Origin of the sequence: Photorhabdus akhurstii (assembly GCF_018448925.1) — a bacterium.
GTDB classification, from domain to species: domain Bacteria; phylum Pseudomonadota; class Gammaproteobacteria; order Enterobacterales; family Enterobacteriaceae; genus Photorhabdus; species Photorhabdus akhurstii.
This window is the reverse complement of sequence record NZ_RCWE01000026.1, coordinates 21,119-42,963: the sequence shown is the minus strand read 5'-3', so window position 1 is coordinate 42,963 and position 21,845 is coordinate 21,119. Positions and strand designations below refer to the sequence as shown.

General features: G+C 43.4%; 21 protein-coding genes. 6 read left to right on the top strand and 15 right to left on the bottom strand.

Features of this window, described 5'->3' with window-relative positions; translation table 11 throughout:
* Positions 1–74: 74 nt before the first annotated feature.
* Together yfcG and EAE93_RS19810 are read left to right on the top strand one after the other, a co-directional pair.
* A complete protein-coding gene (gene yfcG, locus EAE93_RS19815) occupies positions 75–695 on the top strand; it encodes a GSH-dependent disulfide bond oxidoreductase (protein WP_214040395.1) in 621 nt (206 codons plus the stop codon).
* A gap of 154 nt (positions 696–849) precedes the next feature.
* Positions 850–1,764 carry a TIGR01777 family oxidoreductase gene (locus tag EAE93_RS19810; RefSeq protein WP_214040394.1) on the top strand — a complete coding sequence of 305 codons (915 nt, stop codon included), beginning with the start codon at positions 850–852 and terminating at the stop codon, positions 1,762–1,764.
* Here the strand turns inward: EAE93_RS19810 and EAE93_RS19805 are convergent.
* The 11 genes from EAE93_RS19805 to EAE93_RS19755 all read right to left on the bottom strand — a co-directional run bounded on the left by EAE93_RS19805 (position 1,745) and on the right by EAE93_RS19755 (position 12,299).
* Complete coding sequence (locus EAE93_RS19805) at positions 1,745–2,329, bottom strand: UbiX family flavin prenyltransferase (RefSeq protein ID WP_046396071.1); 585 nt, start codon at positions 2,327–2,329, stop codon at positions 1,745–1,747. The two genes, EAE93_RS19810 and EAE93_RS19805, sit on opposite strands and share 20 nt — an antisense overlap.
* Positions 2,330–2,374: 45 nt before the next feature.
* Entirely contained in the window at positions 2,375–3,892 is a 1,518-nt protein-coding gene (gene purF, locus EAE93_RS19800; RefSeq protein ID WP_036778785.1) for an amidophosphoribosyltransferase, read from the bottom strand.
* Positions 3,893–3,906: 14 nt separating this feature from the next.
* Positions 3,907–4,413, bottom strand: a complete 507-nt coding sequence (gene cvpA / locus EAE93_RS19795; protein WP_036813971.1) for a colicin V production protein — start codon at positions 4,411–4,413, stop codon at positions 3,907–3,909.
* A gap of 248 nt (positions 4,414–4,661) precedes the next feature.
* Positions 4,662–5,345 carry a cell division protein DedD gene (dedD, locus tag EAE93_RS19790; RefSeq protein WP_036813974.1) on the bottom strand — a complete coding sequence of 228 codons (684 nt, stop codon included), beginning with the start codon at positions 5,343–5,345 and terminating at the stop codon, positions 4,662–4,664.
* Positions 5,335–6,633, bottom strand: coding sequence for a bifunctional tetrahydrofolate synthase/dihydrofolate synthase (folC, locus tag EAE93_RS19785; protein ID WP_214040393.1), 1,299 nt, complete (start codon positions 6,631–6,633; stop codon positions 5,335–5,337). The genes dedD and folC overlap by 11 nt, the downstream gene beginning before the upstream one ends.
* Positions 6,626–7,570, bottom strand: a complete 945-nt coding sequence (accD, locus tag EAE93_RS19780; protein WP_214040392.1) for an acetyl-CoA carboxylase, carboxyltransferase subunit beta — start codon at positions 7,568–7,570, stop codon at positions 6,626–6,628. The genes folC and accD overlap by 8 nt, the downstream gene beginning before the upstream one ends.
* A 103-nt stretch (positions 7,571–7,673) precedes the next feature.
* Complete coding sequence (locus EAE93_RS19775; RefSeq protein WP_036778774.1) at positions 7,674–8,363, bottom strand: DedA family protein; 690 nt, start codon at positions 8,361–8,363, stop codon at positions 7,674–7,676.
* Positions 8,364–8,410: 47 nt separating this feature from the next.
* On the bottom strand, positions 8,411–9,205 hold the full coding sequence (truA, locus tag EAE93_RS19770; RefSeq protein WP_181147867.1) for a tRNA pseudouridine(38-40) synthase TruA: 795 nt from the start codon (positions 9,203–9,205) through the stop codon (positions 8,411–8,413).
* A gap of 41 nt (positions 9,206–9,246) precedes the next feature.
* The gene (locus tag EAE93_RS19765) at positions 9,247–10,257 is read right to left on the bottom strand and encodes an aspartate-semialdehyde dehydrogenase (RefSeq protein WP_214040391.1); all 1,011 of its coding nucleotides are present in this window, start codon (positions 10,255–10,257) and stop codon (positions 9,247–9,249) included.
* A gap of 51 nt (positions 10,258–10,308) precedes the next feature.
* The gene (gene pdxB / locus EAE93_RS19760; protein ID WP_036814054.1) at positions 10,309–11,436 is read right to left on the bottom strand and encodes a 4-phosphoerythronate dehydrogenase PdxB; all 1,128 of its coding nucleotides are present in this window, start codon (positions 11,434–11,436) and stop codon (positions 10,309–10,311) included.
* An 89-nt stretch (positions 11,437–11,525) separates the two neighbouring features.
* Positions 11,526–12,299: a helix-turn-helix domain-containing protein gene (locus tag EAE93_RS19755; RefSeq protein WP_040149679.1), complete on the bottom strand. Its 774-nt coding sequence runs from the start codon at positions 12,297–12,299 to the stop codon at positions 11,526–11,528.
* Positions 12,300–12,401: 102 nt separating this feature from the next.
* On the opposite strand from EAE93_RS19755, the gene EAE93_RS19750 reads away from it, so the two are divergent.
* The gene (locus EAE93_RS19750) at positions 12,402–13,316 is read left to right on the top strand and encodes a DMT family transporter (RefSeq protein ID WP_036813987.1); all 915 of its coding nucleotides are present in this window, start codon (positions 12,402–12,404) and stop codon (positions 13,314–13,316) included.
* Here the strand turns inward: EAE93_RS19750 and EAE93_RS19745 are convergent.
* The 3 genes from EAE93_RS19745 to EAE93_RS19735 form a co-directional block, all read right to left on the bottom strand.
* Positions 13,297–14,718: a sensor histidine kinase gene (locus tag EAE93_RS19745; protein WP_036813989.1), complete on the bottom strand. Its 1,422-nt coding sequence runs from the start codon at positions 14,716–14,718 to the stop codon at positions 13,297–13,299. The genes EAE93_RS19750 and EAE93_RS19745 overlap by 20 nt on opposite strands.
* On the bottom strand, positions 14,705–15,382 hold the full coding sequence (gene tctD / locus EAE93_RS19740) for a transcriptional regulator TctD (RefSeq protein WP_036813992.1): 678 nt from the start codon (positions 15,380–15,382) through the stop codon (positions 14,705–14,707). Before tctD ends, EAE93_RS19745 begins: the two co-directional genes overlap by 14 nt.
* A gap of 197 nt (positions 15,383–15,579) precedes the next feature.
* The gene (locus EAE93_RS19735) at positions 15,580–16,233 is read right to left on the bottom strand and encodes a DUF7424 family protein (protein ID WP_235319508.1); all 654 of its coding nucleotides are present in this window, start codon (positions 16,231–16,233) and stop codon (positions 15,580–15,582) included.
* A gap of 378 nt (positions 16,234–16,611) precedes the next feature.
* Between EAE93_RS19735 and EAE93_RS19730 the strand changes: the two genes are divergently transcribed.
* Genes EAE93_RS19730 through EAE93_RS19720 form a run of 3 tightly spaced genes read left to right on the top strand, consistent with a single transcriptional unit; the run spans position 16,612 to position 19,568 of the window.
* Positions 16,612–17,592 (top strand): Bug family tripartite tricarboxylate transporter substrate binding protein, encoded by a 981-nt coding sequence (locus tag EAE93_RS19730; RefSeq protein ID WP_214040390.1) that lies wholly within the window; start codon positions 16,612–16,614, stop codon positions 17,590–17,592.
* 13 nt (positions 17,593–17,605) lie between these two features.
* On the top strand, positions 17,606–18,037 hold the full coding sequence (locus EAE93_RS19725) for a tripartite tricarboxylate transporter TctB family protein (RefSeq protein ID WP_036778752.1): 432 nt from the start codon (positions 17,606–17,608) through the stop codon (positions 18,035–18,037).
* A gap of 10 nt (positions 18,038–18,047) precedes the next feature.
* Positions 18,048–19,568 (top strand): tripartite tricarboxylate transporter permease, encoded by a 1,521-nt coding sequence (locus EAE93_RS19720; RefSeq protein WP_214040389.1) that lies wholly within the window; start codon positions 18,048–18,050, stop codon positions 19,566–19,568.
* 404 nt (positions 19,569–19,972) lie between these two features.
* Here the strand turns inward: EAE93_RS19720 and fabB are convergent, their stop codons facing one another.
* The gene (gene fabB, locus EAE93_RS19715) at positions 19,973–21,187 is read right to left on the bottom strand and encodes a beta-ketoacyl-ACP synthase I (RefSeq protein WP_214040388.1); all 1,215 of its coding nucleotides are present in this window, start codon (positions 21,185–21,187) and stop codon (positions 19,973–19,975) included.
* Positions 21,188–21,845: the final 658 nt, after the last annotated feature.

Sequence of the window (21,845 nt, the reverse complement as noted above, 5' to 3'; positions counted from 1 at the left end):
ATATCAACATACCTTACACGCTGCATAAATTAATGGTAATGTGTGACGCAATTACGTGTTCCACTGGAGGTTCCATGATCGATCTGTATTATGCTCCAACGCCAAACGGCCATAAAATCACCCTCTTCCTGGAAGAAGCGGGTCTTCCCTATCATATTCACCGAATTGATATTGGCGCCGGAGATCAATTCAAACCTGAATTTCTTGCCATTTCGCCGAATAATAAGATTCCCGCCATCGTTGATCAGCAACCAGTCGATGGGGGTAAACCTATCGCCATTTTCGAATCTGGCGCCATTCTTACTTATCTGGCAGAAAAAACGGGTAAGTTACTCAGCAAAGACATACGTGAGCGTATTCAAAGCCTGCAATGGCTGTTTTGGCAGGTCGGCGGCTTTGGCCCAATGCTAGGACAAAATCACCATTTTAGTCACTTCGCGCCGGAGAAAGTCCCTTACGCGATTAATCGTTATCAGGAAGAGACAAAGCGCTTGTATCAAGTCCTGAATACCCAATTGGAAAAAACACCCTATCTGGGCGGTCAGGAATACAGTATTGCTGATATCTCAACTTATCCGTGGGTTCGTGCCTATGAACGTCAGAATATTGATCTGAACGATTATCCGTCAGTGAAAAAATGGTTTGACGTTATCAGCCAACGCCCCGCCACTCAAATTACCTATAGCAAAGCCTAATACCTGTCTGCGGGGTAACTATTTCCCCGCAAAACTTGATCAGGCTGACAGATAGCTATATCTTTAACCACCAGTCCTTATATCTCTGCTATATGCTATAGTTTTTATATCAACAACAGTTCTTATATCAACAATTTAGGTTATAGGAGTGGTTATGCGTATTTTAATCACTGGCGGAACAGGTTTGATTGGTAGCCGTCTGGTTTGCCAACTTCTTTCTCTATCCCATTCCATTACTATTCTAAGCCGCTCACCTCAAAAAGTTTATTCTCTATTCAGCAATCAAGCTGAATGCTGGACCAGCCTGAAAGATAAAACCGATCTCAACGATTTTAATGCCGTAATCAATCTTGCTGGCGAACCCATAGCAAACAAGCTATGGACTTCAACGCAAAAAGAGAAGCTGTGCCAAAGTCGCTGGACATTAACAGAGCAACTCAGCAAGCTGATTAATGCCAGCCAGACACCACCGGAAGTCTTTATTTCCGGCTCTGCGGTAGGCTATTACGGGGATCAGAATCAAACAGTTGTCACAGAGCATGAGCCGCCTCATGATGAATTTACTCATCAGCTATGTAAGCAGTGGGAACAACTTGCATTACAGGCAGCCAGTGATAAAACTCGGGTTTGTCTTTTACGTACTGGTGTTGTACTGGCAAAAAACGGCGGAGCACTGAAAAAAATGCTTCCCCTGTTCCGTCTTGGGCTTGGCGGCCCTATGGGGAGCGGGAAACAGTATCTGCCCTGGATTCATATTGACGATATGGTGAATGGCATCTATTACCTGTTAATGACGCCTGATTTGAGCGGTCCTTTTAATATGACCGCCCCTTATCCAGTACATAATGATCAATTTGCTGCAACACTGGGAGAAGTATTGCATCGCCCTGCCATTATTCGAATACCTGCTTTTGTGCTGAAATTACTGATGGGAGAAGCTTCAGCGCTGGTACTAGGCGGGCAACAGGCCATACCGCATAACTTGGAACAAGCAGGTTTTGGCTTCCGCTATTTTCAGCTAAAAGAGGCATTTGAAGACCTGCTAAATGCTAAATCTCAACGCTTTTAGCCCCTTGCCAGCGGGTAAATAGATCATGAGGCAACTCGATATCAAACTGATCAAGCACTCGGTTAACTGTCTGGTCAATAATATCCTGAATCTGTTGAGGCTGATGATAAAATGCAGGCACAGGCGGCATAATCACCGCGCCAATTTCTGCCGCTTGAGTCATCAGCCTGAGATGCCCCAAATGCAACGGCGTCTCTCTCACCCCAAGCACTAACTTACGACTTTCTTTTAATACAACATCTGCCGCTCTGGTCACTAATCCATCAGTATAGCTGTGAACAATACCTGAAAGGGTTTTTATTGAGCATGGCAGAATGACCATGCCCGAAGTTTTGAATGAACCTGAAGAGATGGCAGCGGCAATATCTCTGTTGTCATATACAACATCAGCCAGCGCCTGCACATCTCGTAAACTATAATCTGTTTCAAGCGCCAGTGTCTGGCGGGCGGAACGACTGATAACCAGATGTGTCTCTATTCCTTCAACTGGTTGTAAAACTTGCAGTAGCCTTACGCCATAAATAGCCCCGCTTGCTCCTGTAAGCCCTACTATCAATCTTTTCATTTTTTCCTCATCAAACACCGAACAGCTATTTAAACCCGAAGGCCATCAACCTTCATTATAGATATCCAGGTTTTCGATTTCATTCTGATTATTCAGTTTTACTTCATCATCTTTACGCAGATTCTCCAGATAATAGAGATAAGTCTGGTCGACGTCTTTGGTAACATAAACACCATTGAATACTGAACACTCAAACCCATCAACATCCGGGTTCTCTTCACGAACAGCGTCGATCAGATCGGTTAAATCCTGAAATATCAATGCATCTGCACCAATAAGTTGACGAATTTCATCCACTTCACGCCCATGAGCAATCAGTTCATTTGCATTGGGCATATCAATACCATAGACATTCGGGAAACGCACTTCCGGTGCTGCCGAAGCAAGATAAACTCTCTTCGCGCCCGCTTCACGAGCCATATCAACAATCTGTTCTGACGTTGTACCACGCACAATAGAATCATCCACCAATAGCACATTCTTATCACGGAATTCCGCGCGATTGGCATTCAGTTTACGGCGGACTGATTTCCGGCGTTCCTGTTGCCCAGGCATGATAAATGTTCGGCCAACATAACGGTTTTTCACAAATCCCTGACGATAGGGTTTACCGAGTATGCGGGCAATTTCTAGCGCGACATCACAAGATGTTTCGGGGATTGGAATCACCACATCAATATGCAAATCTTCCCATTCACGGGCAATTTTCGCCCCCAGTTTATGTCCCATCCGTATACGGGAGTTATAAACCGAAATTTTATCAATAAAGGAGTCTGGACGAGCCAAATAGACAAATTCGAATAAACAAGGAGTCAGAGAAGGATTTTCAGCACATTGACGAGTAAATAGCTGACCTTGTTCAGTAATATAAACTGCTTCACCTGAAGCAACATCCCGCAGGAATTCAAAGCCTAGCGTATCCAATGCAACGCTTTCAGAAGCGACCATATACTCATTACGGCCATCATCCAAAGTACGCTTGCCTAAAACCAACGGACGAATACCATGCGGATCACGGAAAGCCACTAATCCATGACCAATAATCATCGCAATGCAGGCATAAGCGCCACTCACCTGTTTATGCAGTGCCGCTACCGCCGCAAAAATATTATCAGGCTCCAATGGATAATGCTGGAAGCAATCCAGTTCACTAGCAAAAACATTAAGCAAAATCTCAGAATCTGACGTGGTATTCACATGACGACGGGCATTCTCAAACAGCTTTTTCTTCAACTCATGAGCATTTGTCAAATTACCATTGTGTGTCAGTGTAATACCAAATGGAGAATTCACATAAAACGGTTGAGCTTCCGATGCACTGGAACTGCCCGCTGTCGGGTAGCGAACATGACCAATCCCAATTGTTCCCTGTAAACGCAGCATATGCCGGGCTTCAAACACGTCTCTCACTAAGCCATTGGCCTTGCGTAAACGAAACCCATTGTTACCATCAATAGTGGCAATGCCCGCAGCATCTTGCCCACGGTGCTGAAGCACCGTCAACGCATCATAAATCGACTGGTTAACCGGTGTAAAACCGACGATACCAACAATACCGCACATGTAGTTTTTCCTCATCAGCCAAACGGAGAGGTATATTTCTCCGGCAAGAAACTTGACGCATTTTGCAGGTAGTCAAAGAACCACCTAATGATATGACTGAACTGTGGGATCAATTGTGACTGTTTCCAATCTTCACTTCGAGCCAATGGTGTAAATGTATCCAGAAAAAACAGAATAGCCGCGACAATCAGTACACCACGCAATGCCCCAAAGCAGACCCCCAGTACTCGATCAGTACCTGACAATCCAGTCCGTTGCACAAGAGAACCTATCACATAGTTCACCATAGAACCGACAATCAAAGTAGCAATAAACAGCAACGCAATAGCGATCCCGTTACGCACCAATTCATCTTCAAAACGGGTGAAATAGACCGCTAAGTAAGTATAAAAATGGCTTGCCACAAAGAAAGCACATCCCCAAGTAACCAGCGATAATGCCTCACGAATAAACCCACGAATCAGGCTAACTAATGCCGAGAAGCCAATAATGGCGATAATAACGTAATCAATCCAAACCATGTTTTAATTCCAAAATAGACACCTCGGCATCCGTTTCAAGTGCATTCTAACAGAAAACGAAAACGTTTGCGTAGCAAGATTTCCTATCCCACAGAAAATAATTGGGCGGCGAATTTGAATAATCATCACCGCAATCACTTAAGATTTACTTCTTCATGAACACTTACTTCTTCATGATAGTTGCCCTATTCTTCACATAGGCATCACTCACTTTTATTACAGTTTGTAACTATTACAATCTATAACCATTACGGCCGGTAACTCCTTACCTGCCCTTGTAATCCAGTCAAACTTTTCAATTCTGATAATGCCGAGTCAAGTTGTTGCTTAGAGGCATTCGGACCAACATATATTCTGGTTAATTGACCCTGAACCGGAGATGAAGGAACCGTATAAACCTGATAACCAGACAAACGTAGTCTGGCAACAATTTCATCTACCTTTCCGGCATTTTTTAAAGCACCCAGTTGTACGATATAAGCCTGCCCTTGCGGGGCGGTTTCAACCGGTTTAACTTCAGGTTTCAGCTCTGGCTTAATGTCTGGTTTAGGTTTAAGCGCCGGGGCTGGCGGCTTAGTCTCTGGTTTTGGTTCAAACTTAATCTGTGGTTGAGGCTTCACTTCTGGCTGAACAGCAGGAGGGACTATCGGCGTGGGTTGAGGAATAGTAACCGATGGAATTTCCGGCTGCTCCAGTGTTTCTGGCTGCAATGCCTCTGTCTCATCTTCCAGAGGCACTGATAATATTGGTGGATTAAGAGGAGGTATAGATTCAATTTCCTGCTCGTCCCCTGGCTTTGGAACCAGGGGAATTGATGCAAATTTATCTTCGTTATATTTCTTGTTGCCGTCTAGCAACGCAGGCAGCACAATGACACCCAATGCTACCAAGACAATTGTTCCAACCAAACGATTCTGAAATCTACTTGCCACTTCCTTTCTCCCTGTCCAGAGCCTCCATGACATGCGCTACTGTGTGGAATGAACCACAAACGACAACAATATCTTGCTCATCAGCATCAGCCATCGCCTGATGCCAGGCACTTTCCACATCAGTAAATAGCCGTGGCTGTTCAAGATACTGCGCCAATGTCTGTGCATCGGCACCACGAAATTCAGTCAACGGAGCGCAATACCACTCATTTATTTGCTGTGACAGGCAAGTCAGTGTACCGGCAATATCTTTATCACCTAACATACCCACGACACCAAGGATTTTGCTACCCGGTTGACGAGGCAATTGAGCCAGTTTCTGTACCAGATAAGCCGCCGCATGGGGATTATGCGCCACGTCCAAGATCAACAGTGGATTTTCACGAACTACCTGAAAACGCCCCGGCAACTGTGCATTTTGCAACCCTTGATGGATGGCGCTCTCATTAATAGCCCGGCTGACTTTATCATCTTGTCGTAGCAGGCAACAAACAACTCCCATTGCCGTTGCAGCATTCATCAGAGGAATATTTGGCAAAGGTAGATTGCTAAATAGCCTATCATCAGATTGCCAGCGCCAGTTTTTATCCTGTTGAGAGAAACGCCAATCAACGCCACAACGGAACAGCTTGGCGCTTAATTCGTCCGCAACTTCCGCGACAGAAGATGGCATATCCGGCTCACCCACTACGGCAAAATGATCTTTACGGAAAATCCCCGCCTTCTCACGGCCAATATGCTCGCGGTCCGACCCCAACCAATCAATATGATCAATTGCAATGCTGGTAATAGCGGCAATATCGGCATCTACAATATTTGTCGCATCCAACCGCCCACCTAAGCCTACTTCTAAGATGACCACATCCAGACAAGCTTGTTTAAACAGTTGCAAAGCCGCCAATGTGCCATATTCAAAATAAGTTAGTGAAATATCGCCGCGACGAGATTCAATATCCGCAAATACACGGCAGAATTCCTGTTCAGGTAACTCTTTCCCCTGAATACGCACTCTTTCGGTATAACGTACAAGATGCGGAGAGCTGTAAACACCCACTCTCAGCCCGGACGCCAACAAAATAGATTCTATCGTGCAACAGGTGGTTCCTTTGCCATTAGTCCCGGATACAGTTATCACCTTAGGCGCAGGATTAACCAATTCTAACGTTTGGGCAAGCTTCCCCACACGCTCAAGCCCCATATCAATGGCCTTAGCGTGCAGGTTCCCAAGATAGGAAAGCCACGTCATCAATGGCGACGTGGCTTGAGGAATTTGTAAAGTGTCAGACATCTTCTTTATTGGTGTTTATTTGAATATCCGCCTCGACATCAGCGGGTTCTACCACAAATTCAGCAACAATTGGCTTAGTACCTGGCTGTGACTGATGAGTGAGTTTAGAAAGTAAACTGGCAAGTGTGTCACGCATTTCAGGACGACGAACAATCATGTCAATCGCTCCCTTTTCCAGCAAAAACTCACTACGCTGGAAACCGGACGGTAATTTTTCACGAACCGTCTGCTCAATAACTCGTGGCCCGGCAAAACCAATCAATGCCTTTGGTTCAGCAATATTGATATCACCCAACATCGCCAGACTTGCTGAAACACCGCCCATTGTCGGATCGGTCATGACAGAAATATAAGGCAAACCACGTTCTTGCATTTTTGCTAAAGCAGCACTAGTTTTCGCCATCTGCATCAATGACATCAATGCCTCTTGCATACGAGCGCCGCCACTGGCAGAAAAACAAATCAGAGGACAATTGTCTGCCAACGCTTGTTCTACGGCACGGACAAAACGGGCTCCAACAACCGAAGCCATAGAACCGCCCATAAATGCAAATTCAAAAGCAGCAGCAACAACTGGCATCCCACTCAGAGTGCCTTTCATCACGATCAGGGCATCTTTCTCTTGGGTTTGTTTCTGCGCCGCTGATATACGATCTTTATACTTTTTGGAATCGCGGAATTTAAGAATATCTTTTGGCTCTAATTCCCCCCCTAATTCCGTCGTTGCTCCTTCATCAAGGAATGTAGCCAATCGGGTACGCGCCGAAATACGCATGTGATGATCACATTTAGGGCAAACCTCAAGATTGCGCTCTAACTCAGCACGGTAGAGCACCTGACTGCAACTATCACATTTAGTCCAAACCCCTTCTGGGATGTTCGCTTTACGAGTTTGGGTAATGTTGCTTTTATTAAGAATTTTTTCAATCCAGCTCATTGAATGATCTTTCCGTCTGAATCTGGCTTATGCCAGTTTTGTTATTTGTGTGCCATTAAACCACAATGCTATTACAGTGTGGATAAAAAACTGCTCAAACCTGTTACCGGTTATCACTATTCTGCTTCATCACCGCACGACGATGACGCCAAATTTCAATCACTCCGGGCAGGATTGAGATAAAGATGATAGCGACAATCAACAGTTTCAAATTCTGTTGTACCATTGGCATATCACCGAATATATAACCAGAATAGGTGAATAACAGAACCCAAACTAGTGCGCCAATCACGTTATAAGCAGCAAAACGACGATAAGACATTTTCCCCATACCTGCAACAAATGGTGCAAATGTTCTGATAATCGGTACAAATCGCGCCAAAATAATTGCCTTCCCACCATGTTTTTCATAAAACTCATGTGTTTTATCTAAATAACTGCGACGGAAAATTTTTGAATTTGGATTAGTAAATAACCTTTCGCCAAAGATGCGGCCAATAGCATAGTTCACAGCATCGCCAATAACAGCCGCAATAATCATCAATACCACCATGAGATGTACATTCAGATCATTTGAGTCCAAAGCCGCTAAAGCACCGGCGACAAATAACAGCGAATCTCCCGGCAGAAACGGCGTAATCACTAATCCTGTTTCACAAAATAAAATCAGAAACAGAATGCCATACACCCAATGACCATATTGTGCGACCAGTTCGGCTAAATGAATGTCAATATGGAGAATGAAATCAATAATAAATTTAGCAAAATCAACAAAATGAGTCAGAAATTCCATCATATTCCCCGCTATGCCAAAACATCCGTGTCGGCAACTAACAAATGTTAAATCAGATCATCTGCCAAAAACAGAGGTCCCATAGCAGCGCCAGGCAAATCAAATTGCGCCGGATAATCAACAGCAACCAAATACAACCCTGCCGCTTTTGCCGTCGCAGCGGCTTTCGTCCGGTCTTTTAAAACAAGCAACTGGGCCATCCAGTTAATATCCTGATTCCCACAACCAATTTCCATCAGGCTACCGGCAATATTACGCACCATATGATGTACAAAAGCATTGGCTTTAATATCTATAACGACATAATGCCCATAACGGCTGACATTAATATGCATCACATTACGCCAAGGTGTTTTAGATTGGCATTGCACTGCACGGAAAGAGGTAAAATCATTTTCCCCTAACAAACATTGCGCTGCCTGATGCATTCGCTTTTCATCCAATGAATAGTGAAAATGAGTCACGCCATTAGCCAACACTGCCGGGCGATAACGATGATTAAAAATAATGTAACGATATCGCCGGGCAGTTGCGCTAAAACGGGCATGGAAACTCTCATCCACGGTTTTTACCCAACGAACAGCAATATCCGGCGGTAAGTGTACGTTGACACCCATTGTCCATGCGGCATCCTTGCGCTGAACAGCCGTTTCAAAATGCACAACTTGCCCTGTTGCATGTACCCCAGCATCGGTCCGACCAGCACAAAATACCGATACAGGTTCATCGGCGACTTTTGATAATGCTTCTTCAAGGCATCCTTGAACACTTTTCACTTCTTGCTGACGTTGCCAACCATAATATCGGCTGCCATCGTACTCAATGCCCAATGCAATTTTCATTTTTGAACCTGGCACAGATTCTGTTTGTTCTGTACCAAACATCAGTAAAATTGCTCCTGAATCAGTTTTTCCGCTGTCTCAACAGCCATTAATGCACCACCAAATCGGATGTTGTCGGCCACAGACCAGAATTGTAATACTTCCGGCATACCATAATCATGGCGCAGACAACCAATACTCAGCGCATCATTACCTGATGCTTCTGTCACCGGCGTCGGATAATCGCCTTCATCTGCAACGTTAATATCAACCATCCGCTCCAATTCTTCTCGAGCTTCTTCCACTCCGACCGAACGCAAGGTTTCCAAATGAACGACCTGAGCATTACCATAAAAAACAGAAGACTGAACGCAACTCACTGAAATGGGTAATCCCTCATCCTGTAAAACTTTGCGTATTTGATCCACAAGACGACGCTCTTCACTCACAGAACCCTCAACATCTGTTGGCAACGGTAAAAGATTAAATGCCAGTTGTTTACTGAAACGGCCTGGCTCCGGTGGGATGCCGTTAAGTAAACGTGCGCTCTGCCCGGCTAATTCATCAACCGCCGCTTTGCCATGAACAGAAACAGAGAACAGATTAGTCAAATGCAAACGTGCAATTCCAGCAGCATCCACCAGCGGTTTAATGGCTGTCAGTACCTGACTGGTCATATTATCCGCCAAAGCGATAATATTACGGTTGCGATAATCCGCCAATGCATGAGGGTTAACACCCGGAACAACTAAAGGTACATCCGGTTCCATAGCAAACAACCCACTGCTATCAATCACCAGACAACCTTCTTCTGTCGCTTTTTCAACATATCGTGCTGTGGCTTCTAATCCAGCAACGAAAAAAGCGAGTTGTACCTGTGACCAGTCAAAATCAGCAGCATCACCAACAACAAAATTTTTACCATTAAAACGCAGGCTTTCACCGGCACTGCGCTCACTGGCGAGAGGATACAATTCACCAACGGGAAACTGACGCTCTTGTAATAACGCCAATATCGCTTCACCTACTGCCCCTGTCGCACCCAACAGGGCAATATTCCAACCTTCTGACATGTTGGTTTTCTCCATCTATATTTCTGACATGCAGATATATTTCTGCACGAATTAAATCAGTTCTGTGCTGAAACCAAGAGCGGCTAACAATTCAGCACTCTCTCTGTTATCACAACATACAGTCAGGGATGACCATTCCCGGCGTTCTAAATAGTTTTTGCGCAGATAATCAAATTGCCCTTTTTGACCGGCCACTTGCCGTAATGGCATATCATCGCGGCGCACATCATACACTAAATGCATCAACCGCTTCAGTGTGCTTTGAGTCACATTGCCATGCAGGGTAACCCGGCTGAAATCCGGTTCCGGCAATAGATCAGATAAAGCCACTTTACGAGGGTGGCCGAGGAATCCGCAGTAAGCTTCAAATACCTGTGTAGTACCACGCGCTTTACCTTCGAGGGTATAACCTGCGATATGTGGTGTACCAATATCAACTAATTCCAATAATGGCAGGGATAAGTCAGGCTCCGGCTCCCAAACATCCAGAACAACACGAAGTTTCTTGCCATGTTCCAACACGCCAAGCAGAGCCTGATTATCAACAACCTCACCGCGGCTGGCGTTAATCAATATGCGATTATCCGGCAAAGCTGACAATAATTCAGCATCCACTAAATGGTGGGTTTTATATGGACCCGATGTATTCAATGGCGTGTGGAATGTCAGAATATCTGCCTCTTTAACCAGTTTCTCCAACGGCCAAAAGTCACCAACATCCCCTCTGGCAGCTCTTGGTGGATCACATAAAAGTGTCCGCACACCAAGAACAGCTAACCGTTCCGCCAGTCTACTGCCGACATTACCGACACCAATAATTCCGACAACTTTATCTTTAAGCTCAAAACTATCACGTTCAGCCAGCAACATTAATGCAGAGAAAACGTATTCAACCACAGCAATGGCATTACATCCCGGCGCCGCTGAAAACCCAATTCCTGCCTGCGATAACCACGACTGATCCACATGGTCAGTCCCTGCGGTAGCCGTACCGATAAATTTTATCGTGCTGCCTTTCAGCAGTTCTTCATCAATCTTAGTCACCGAGCGAACCATAAATGCGTCCGCATTATCTAGTATACCTTTCGGCACCGGACGCCCCGGAATAGCTTGCACATCCCCCAATGGCTGAAATAGTTGTTCAGCATAAGGCATATTTTCATCAACCAGAATCTTCACTTAATTCCATCCTGTGGCGTAAAACGGACGTAGCTAACTATTCTGCCATTTAATCATAACAAAACCCATAATAACGGTTTCTTTTATTATTAACTTTTCCTGAAACGGTCCGGTGTCGTACCCGCCAATTGCTGAAACACCGCGATAAAAGCAGAAGATGAGCTATAACCCACATCAAAAGCGACTTCATTCACTGTTTTCCCTTGTTCCAATAAGGAAATAGCATGCAAAAACCGTAACCGTTGCCGCCACTCACGAAATGACATTCCCAATTCTTGTTGGCAACGCCGTGACAACGTACGTTCCGAGGTATAACACCGTTTTGCCCATTGTGCTAATGATCTATTATCAGCCGGATTATGTTCAAGTTCCTGTAATATCGGCGCCAAAAGTTTATCTTTAGATGAAGGCAGATAGGTATATTGCACAGGAGATTGGACCAATTGATCAATCAGCACCTGAGCTAACCGCAAATCCTGCTCTGTTTCCGGTACCTTCAAGCCACGTTTAAAACAATCAGCCATAATGATATTGAATATTGGACTCAGCCGGATAATACAAGGTTGCTCTGGTAATAATTTTCCCCACTGAGGAGAGATATCTATTGCCCTAAATCGCATAGCCTTTTTGCTATAACCCGAATGTTCTATTCCTTCCGGTATCCAGACACAAAATTGTGGTGGAGCCAAAAAATGTTGTTCCCCAACATTCATTGCCATTACGCCACAAACGACATAAATAAGCTGCCCAAATGAATGGACATGACGTAAACATTCTGTATTCGCACTGAATAATTCGTTACGAAAAGAGATACTCGCAGGAATAGCCATGACATCTACAGGTTCATTCAGCTTTTCTGTCATATTGTCTTAATTGCCTTATCTATTGTCTGATTATCGTTATATATAATAAACCAGACACCTTTAGACTGAACCTTCATTTTTATCTCAATGCGATTTACTTATATGAATATGATTTTTCCACTTCTGGCAGTCTTGATTTGGTCAATTAATGCTGTGGTAAGTAAAGCCTCTGCCACCGTTATTGATCCGGCTGCAATCTCTTTTTACCGCTGGTTCCTTGCTTTTCTCACATTAACCCCCTTTGTTGTATTACCTGTCATTCGCCAATGGAAAACAATCTGCCAACACTGGTGGAAACTTTTAATACTTAGCTCACTTGGTATGGTGCTTTATCAAAGCCTGGCTTATTACGCGGCACACAGCGTCAGCGCAACATTTATGGGAATTCTTAATTCACTTATTCCTCTTTTAACTGTCGTTATCAGTATATTTGTTTTACGTGTTATCCCCACTGTCGGTATTGCTCTCGGTACTGTTTTATCCCTGTTTGGTTTAGTCTGGTTGGTTAGCGCCGGTGATCCTATGTCATTGCTACAACACGGTTTAGGTCACGGAGAATTGATGATGTTGATTGCTTCCATCTCCTATGCACTCTATGGCGTATTAACCAAACGTTGGTCTATTCCATTACCCAACTGGCAATCCCTGTATGTACAAATCGCTTTTGGCGTCCTGTTATTACTGCCCAATTTTTTGTTAACAAAAGATGTTCAACTAAACACCAACAATATTTCGTTAGTCCTATTCGCTGGCATTCCGGCCTCAATTCTCGCTCCCTACTTATGGATACAAGGTGTTATAAAGCTTGGCGCTAATACTGCTTCCATATTTATGAATCTGGCCCCGGTATTTACCGCAATTATCGCTATTCTGGTTCTACATGAAGAGATGCACAGTTACCATTTGATTGGCGGCGGTATAACGTTATTGGGCGTTATGCTGGCACAGCAACTACGTACTCCTCTTATTGGACGTAAGACAGGAAAATCTCAGGATGTTAATCATCAGAAAGCTTAAAAGGGATTCTTACCAATAAGCCTCCTAGCATTTCGCTAGGCAATAATTGGGGGTGAGTGCCATGATAAATACTGATGTCTTTGACCAGGGCTAATCCCAGCCCTGCCCCTTCATGCCCCGCTGCATTATCAAGACGATTAAAAGCCATTAGAGACAAATTAACTTCTTCTTTAGCAATCCCCGGCCCACTATCATCCACTTCCAAATAACAGTATGCCTTACAAGCGCTGAGAATCACTCTAGCCGTAACAATGCCACCTTCCGGCGTATATTTAATCGCATTGTCCAATAAGTTCGCGCACATTTCTGTCAGTAATACAGGTTCCCCCTTAATCCATTGAGCATTTTCTCCTTCATAACCCAAATCAATATGCTTACTTTCAGCCTGTTGCAAACGAGAAAAACACGCCTGTTGCAACAATTCAACTAAATTGACCGGCCTATAATCCCGAACAGCTTCCTTTTCATGCGCTTTCAAACGAGAGAGCTGTAATAAACGATCCGTCAGAGAGATAGTGTTATCCAATGTACTATTAATGGCCTGTAAGCTTTCTTTCCATTGCATGGGATCTTCGCTGGCAAGCGCTACCGCTACTTGAGTTTTTAATACCGTTAATGGTGTTCTAAGTTGATGAGAAGCATCCGCGCTGAACCTCTCCTGTCGGTTCACCATCAGTTTCAGTCGCTCTATATAACGATTAAATGCATATAATAACAGGGAAAGTTCTGACCAAGGCAACATATCCGGTAATGGAGTAAGATCATTAGCGGGACGACGGACCATGACGCCAGAAAGTTTATGCAATGGTTTAAGTAACTGTTTCAACAGAAAGTAAGCCAGAATCAGAGTCAACCCAACCACTGTTCCTTGACTCATCAAAGATGATATTAATAATTGTTGCGCAAGATAATGGCGGGAAGCCACTGTTTCGGCAACCAGTATCAACGCCATTCCCATCATCCCTCCTTCATTAATCGGCTGATAAAGGGCGGCAACCCTAATAGGATGGCCGTGATATTCAGCATCATAGAAATAAACCAAAGCGGTGTATAAATTGGAGCGAAGCGTATCTTTAGGTATTAAAGGCAAATCATCATAACCAGAAATGGTTTTCCCTTCAGGAGATAATACTTGATAGAACAATCTATCATTCATATTTCGCTCAAAACTATCCAAAACGACATAAGGTACATCGACAATCAATTGATTATTCTGAACAGCCAGCCGTTCTGCGACAGTTCGAGCAGACGCCAATAAGGTCCGGTCATAAGCCAACGTAGCCGCATTCTCTGCGCTACAATAATGGGTGCAAACCGATAAACAACCCAACAAAAATAGCGGAACGCCAAAAAACAAGAGTAATTGGTGAAACAATGAGTTCGGTACTTTAAACCATCTCATCTTTCTGGCACTCCAGACGATAACCTAATCCCCGTAATGTACTTATTCCCACATTACTGCCTGACAATTTTTTCCGAATCCGGTGTACATAAAGTTCAATACTTTGTGGGTTTGCTTCATCTAACAGTGCAAATACCTGTTCAAACAGCTGTTGTTTAGAAACAGGTCTCCCTCGACGATGGAACAATGTTGTCAAAACCGAAAGTTCCCGTGGCGTCAAAGCCAATGGCTCATCGTTCAGAATAAAGTAACCATCATCCTGATAAACAAGGGAACCGAATGTCAGCGTCTCCTGTAGCACATTTGCACTACGCCGAAGTAATGCCCGGATACGTGCCTCCAATTCCTGTAAATCAAAAGGTTTCGTCAGATAATCATCAGCACCAGAATTAAGCCCTTTCACTCGCTCAGAAACATCAGCCTTTGCCGTTAATAATAATACCGGCAAATTTTGTCCACGTTTACGCAAACGAACCAATAATGAAAGGCCATCCAGCCTCGGCAAAGAAACATCTAAAATCAACAACGCATAGTTTTCTGTCTGCAATAATTGATCAGCGATGATGCCATCACTCGCAACATCTACAGCAAACCCCGCACTACTCAGGGCTTTTTGCAGCCAGTGCAATAATTCAGGGTGGTCTTCCACCAAAAGTAAGCGCATATTTTAAATATCTAATCGACCAATATAAATATAATTACAAGCATAACTATATTTTCAGTTTATATCGCCACACCTATCTTTCTGAAAAATAGTCAGACACTGACTCAACTCCATTTGAGCGCCAAAATATCGCGCTATCAATAACAGGATATTCTGTCATACCGAATCAAGTAATAGATTTCTATTACCGCTTCCATTTACTCAGATATTGCCATAAGCACAGGGGTAAAATCAAAACGTTCATCCAATGCAGACGCCACAGAGACATTAGACAAAGTGAGTTTTATTTCACTGCCTACTTTTAAACTAAAATTCGATATCACAATCGGCTCCTTATCATTAAGAAACACAGATAAACCCTTCATTTTTAAAATCTTATCTGTGTCATTCTTAATATTAATTGAGATTTTGATTTTTGATGCTATTGAATTATTTAGCTGGTTAATTTTCTTCTTCATCTCTTTTGGTATGCTTATCGCTAAGATATCTGCGCCATTACCGTAAAGATGAATACCCTGAGTAGAACCAGCCACACTTGAATTCCCTACAGTGATGGGAACTTTAAAGTGAGCAAGTGAATCCATATTTTTTCTAAAACATTCCACATATTCCACGCCTGCAAAAATAGCCGGTACTTTTTCCTGAGCCTCTAACAGAGATTTTGATGGCTGTCTGGAATCTTTATAATCACCACATGCACTGACTTCAACCAACAAGTCAGATGTTACCATTTTAACCTGTTCAGATAATAGCTGGTTAACGGATACCGAGGTGTCGAGTTCTGTTTTACATCCTGTCAAAGCAAGAGCCATAACACTAGCCATAACACTACAAAGAATCAATTTTTTCATCATTTCCTCAATTCAGATTTCCGCAAGATAAAGCCTGATTATATTCAATAAATTCTCCGTTTAATTTAACAGATTGCACAAATAAAGAATTACCGTTTACATGATCCCCTCTTAGCCGAATGTAAAATTCTCGCAAACAAAACAGTACAACCTCAAAACTACGAGAAACTTACAACAAACCAAAACAAAAAAGAAAGCCTGTAGCTATTTGTTAGCTCATTAATGCGAAACACTACGCAAATTTAAGAGATTAAAATCACATATCAACAACTTTTCTTGTTAATGAAAGGTAAATGAAAGGTTTTGTTATTACTAATTGGGTCAACCAAGTTTGGTTGTAGTGGTATATCTTACACGGGTATTGATGAGAGTAAACAAATGAAAGCTATAACGATCAAGATATTAGCGGCAACCGCTTTACTATTTGGCACAAGCAGTGTTTTTGCTGCCAGTGCGCCTGGCAGGACCGAATGCATTGCCCCTGCAAAACCGGGTGGCGGGTTTGACCTGACCTGCAAACTGATCCAAGTTTCATTACTGGATACGAAAGAGATCAGCAAACCTATGCGCGTCACCTTTATGCCCGGTGGTGTTGGCGCTGTCGCTTACAATGCTATCGTCGCACAACGACCTGCTGAAGCGGGAACCCTTGTTGCCTTTTCTGGCGGTTCTCTGCTCAATCTGTCTCAGGGGAAATTTGGCCGCTATAACGTTAATGATGTGCGCTGGCTGGCGAGTGTTGGGACTGATTATGGGATGATCGCTGTCCGTGCCGATTCACCTTACCGCACCCTGAACGATTTGATGAACGCTTTCAAGAATAATCCTAACAGCATTGTATTTGGCGCTGGCGCTTCTATCGGTAGTCAGGACTGGATGAAAACCGCACTACTGGCAAAAGAGGTCGGTATTGATCCTCACAAGATGCGTTATGTCGCTTTTGAGGGAGGTGGCGAACCTGTCACCGCTCTGCTAGGTAATCATATTCAGGCGGTTTCTGGTGATCTAAGTGAAATGGTACCTTACCTGAATGGAGACAAAATCCGAGTTTTAGCTGTTTATGCAGATAAACGACTGGATGGTGATTTAGCCAATATTCCTACTGCCAAAGAGCAAGGTTATGACTTGGTATGGCCGATTATCCGCGGATTTTACATGGGCCCAAAAGTTTCTGACGAAGAGTACCAATGGTGGGTCGATACTTTTAATAAACTACAACAAACAGATGTTTTTAAAAAACAGCGTGATATCCGTGGGTTGTTCGAATTCAACATGACCGGCAAAGAGTTGGACAACTATGTGAAAAAACAGGTTGAACAATATCGTGAACAAGCCAGAGCTTTTGGCTTAGCCAAATAACAGAGTCATCATTATGAGCGATCGTATCTTTGCTGCTATCTGGCTAGTGCTCTGTGCCATTGGGATGGTTATTGGTTGGGGCATTCAGAGCGAATACACTTATGAACCTTTGGGACCTAGACCTTTCCCAATGATCATTCTGTCTCTGATGGCGCTCTGTGCCTTACTACTGCTTTTCAAAAAACCAGAACAGAGCAATTGGCCTAGCGCCCCCGTTATCCGTCGCCTAATGTTGTTGATTATCTCTTTGGTTATCTATGGCTGGGCATTTGAGTGGCTGGGGTTCCCTCTCGCTACAGCGCTGCTGACATTCAGTGTCGCACTGTTGTTTAACGCAACATTGCCTGCCGCAATCATTTCCGGGGTGTTCCTTGGCGTCACGCTCTATTTCGCCTTTGACCGCTTACTTGACGTAACCCTGCCTCTCGGTAGCTGGCTCAACTGACGGAGAACTTATGGAAACGTGGATGTATCTTAGCCAAGGTTTTGAAGTTGCAATGGTGCCGCAAAACCTGATTATTGCTTTAATTGGCTGTTTTGTCGGCACGATTGTTGGGTTGTTGCCGGGGCTTGGGCCGATTAATGGCGTTGCGATTCTGCTGCCACTGGCTTTCGCTTTAAAGCTGCCTGCTGAATCTGCCCTGATTTTATTGGCAACCGTTTATATCGGTTGTGAGTATGGTGGGCGTATATCATCGATTCTGCTGAATGTTCCTGGTGACGCCGCTGCCATTATGACCGCACTAGACGGTTATCCGATGGCCAAACAGGGTCGTGCGGGTGTGGCGCTGTCTATTTCCGCGGTGAGTTCTTTTTGTGGTTCTTTGCTGGCAATTTTCGGCATTATTTTATTTGCTCCATTACTGGCGCAGTGGTCACTAGCTTTCGGCCCTGCTGAATATTTTGCACTTATGGTTTTTGCTATTGCTTGTCTGGGTAGCATGATGAGCCAGAATCCGCTGAAATCACTATTAGCAGCATTAATAGGATTGAGTCTGGCAACTGTCGGAGTAGACGCCAACACCGGGGTTTATCGTTTTACTTTCGACAGTGTTCATCTATCAGATGGTATACAGTTTATTGTTGTGGTAATAGGTCTGTTTTCTGTCAGCGAAATTCTGCTGATGTTAGAGAACACCTCAACCGGCAAAACCATTATTCGCAAAACAGGCCGCCTGCTGTTCAATCGCAAGGAAGCGGCTGAATGCGCCATACCAACGCTTAGATCATCCTTTATCGGTTTCTTTGTCGGTATTTTGCCTGGCGCAGGAGCGACAATTGCCAGCGCAATTACCTATATGACTGAAAAGAAGCTCAGTGGGAATAGCGATTCATTTGGTAAAGGTGATATTCGCGGCGTAGCAGCACCAGAAGCAGCTAATAATGCCTCGGCCTGCGGCTCCTTTATTCCAATGCTAACATTAGGAGTGCCAGGTTCAGGTACCACTGCCGTCATGATGGGGGCATTAACGCTCTATAACATTACGCCTGGGCCGGGAATGTTTACTGAGCAACCGGATATTGTCTGGGGGTTAATTGCGGCTTTATTAATTGCCAATGTTATTCTGCTGATTATGAATATCCCAATGATAGGTCTGTTTACACGGATGCTCACTATTCCACTCTGGTTGCTTGTTCCAGCTATTGCTACTGTTTCAGCGGTTGGTGTATATGCCATACATAGCACGACGTTTGATCTTCTATTGATGGTAGGGTTGGGCGTTTTCGGTTATATTCTGAGGAAAATGAATTTCCCGATGTCGCCATTAATCCTCGGTTTTGTATTAGGAGAAATGCTGGAACAAAACTTACGTCGCGCACTTTCTATTAGCAACGGAGAATTTGGCATTCTGTGGAGTAGTGCAATTGCTCAGAGTTTATTGATACTGGCAACTCTGGTTTTGGTTATTCCACCAATATTACGAATTGTCCGTAAGCGCCGTATTCAGCAAGTAGCTACTGAAAATAAATCATAATTAAGAAAAAGCCCATAATATTAAAAAATCATAATTATCATAAAGATATTATGGGCTTTTCTATCACAACAAGAATATATTTCCGTATTCACATTATATTTCAGACAAAATCAACACTAAGCAAAATAGGTTTGAATTTACTTTATATAAACGAATATACCTTATGGATTTCAAGGTGCATCGCGACGGCAAGGGAGTGAATCCCCGGGAGCATAGCAAACTATGTGACCGGGGTGAGCGAGCACAGCCAACAAAGAGGCAACTTGAAAGATGACGGGTATAAACAAGATACAAACAACACGCAGAAACGGGACTATACACAAAGGTGACCCGCTATACGCGGTCACCTAAGATGTATCAAATAATAACCATTTTTGGTCCGAAATAATCTGTGATGGGGGATATCAACCTAAATACTTGCTCATCACCAAAGAAGCATTAGTGCCACCGAAACCAAAACTATTGGACATCACCGTATTCAACTTTTGCTCAGTAGGTTTAGTGATGATATTCATGCCCGCCGCTTTATCATCAAGATCTTCAATGTTAATACTCGGTGCAATAAAATCATGCTCTAACATCAGTAGGCTATAAATCGCTTCGTGTACACCGGCAGCACCCAGTGAATGACCAGTCATCGCTTTTGTTGCAGAAATTGCCGGTGTTGTATCACCAAAGACTTCCCTGATCGCTTCCAACTCTTTCAAATCACCCGCAGGAGTAGAAGTACCGTGCGTATTCACATAATCGATGGAACCTTTCATACCTTGCAATGCCATATTCATACAACGAACCGCACCTTCGCCAGATGGAACAACCATATCTGCGCCATCCGATGTTGCACCATAACCAACAATTTCAGCGTATATGTGTGCGCCACGTGCCAGTGCATGCTCTAATTCTTCCACAACAACAATACCGCCGCCGCCAGCAATAACAAAACCATCACGGTTTTTATCATAAGTGCGGGACGATTTTTCTGGCGTTTCGTTGTATTTGGTTGAAAGTGCGCCCATTGCATCAAATTCACAGCTCATTTCCCAGCACAGCTCTTCACCACCACCGGCAAAAACAATATCCTGTTTTCCTAACTGAATAAGTTCAGCCGCATGACCAATGCAATGAGCAGAAGTAGAACAGGCAGAACTGATAGAATAATTTACCCCTTTGATTTTAAAAGGAGTTGCAAGGCAAGCTGACACACCGGAAGCCATTGCGCGGGTTACCATATAAGGCCCCACACCGCGTAAACCACGAGCGCGCATACCATCAGCACTCGCAACCTGGTTATATGGAGAACCACCACCAGAACCCACTACCAATCCGCTACGAATATTGGAAACCTGATCATCAGTCAGGCCAGAATCTTTAATTGCTTCATCCATCGCCAGATAAGCATAAACAGAGGCATCGCTCATGAAACGCTGAATTTTTCGGTCTATTAACCCGGTGGTATCCAGTTTTACATTCCCCCAGACATGGCTTCTCATTCCTATCTCTTTGAATTTCTCAGAAAAAGTTATCCCGGAGCGGCCTTCTTTCAGAGATGCCAGTACTTCTTTCTGATTATTACCAATGCTGGAAACAATACCCAAGCCAGTGATCACTACACGCTTCATCAAATACCTCATTAAATGTGTTTATCCGCGGGATTTCTATCTATGCTATGTAGCACTTTAGCGTACACTTGTACGCTGAACAAGTCCGATCAGGATAAAATTACGAAGAAAAATTCATCTCTCTAAAAACCCCAATATGTTTTCTCGTTAAAATAACTGTTAATTTTCATAGAATACAGTAAAAAACATTCGGGCTTTAATAGACAAAAATAAATTTCAGATAGGAATTATTTTGGTGAACAATAAAATCATAAAATACTTTTAATTTCCATCAAAAATTTAGACTAAGGATAATAATATCAATGAAATATATATAAATCTATCAAGCATTCGAATAATGATTAGCAGGCTTATATTTATATATAAGTTGATATACTTGTTATTTTTATTAAGTTTATTGCTAATTGGAAATAAATTTAATAACTGGGAATAATAAGGGTGAATAAAATTTTTATGAAATGAATCAATCCCTATGTTATATTACTGACTGAATTAGGTAAAATACTTAAACTTACAGCAACAAATGTTTTAGAACAGAAAATTTTCCGACTTTATCAACCGATAAAGCCATTATTCACACAAAAAGTGATGGTAATTATGCTATGTCATATGCAAATGGTCGGTTCATTGTAAGACCTAAATAACTTTACCCAATAAT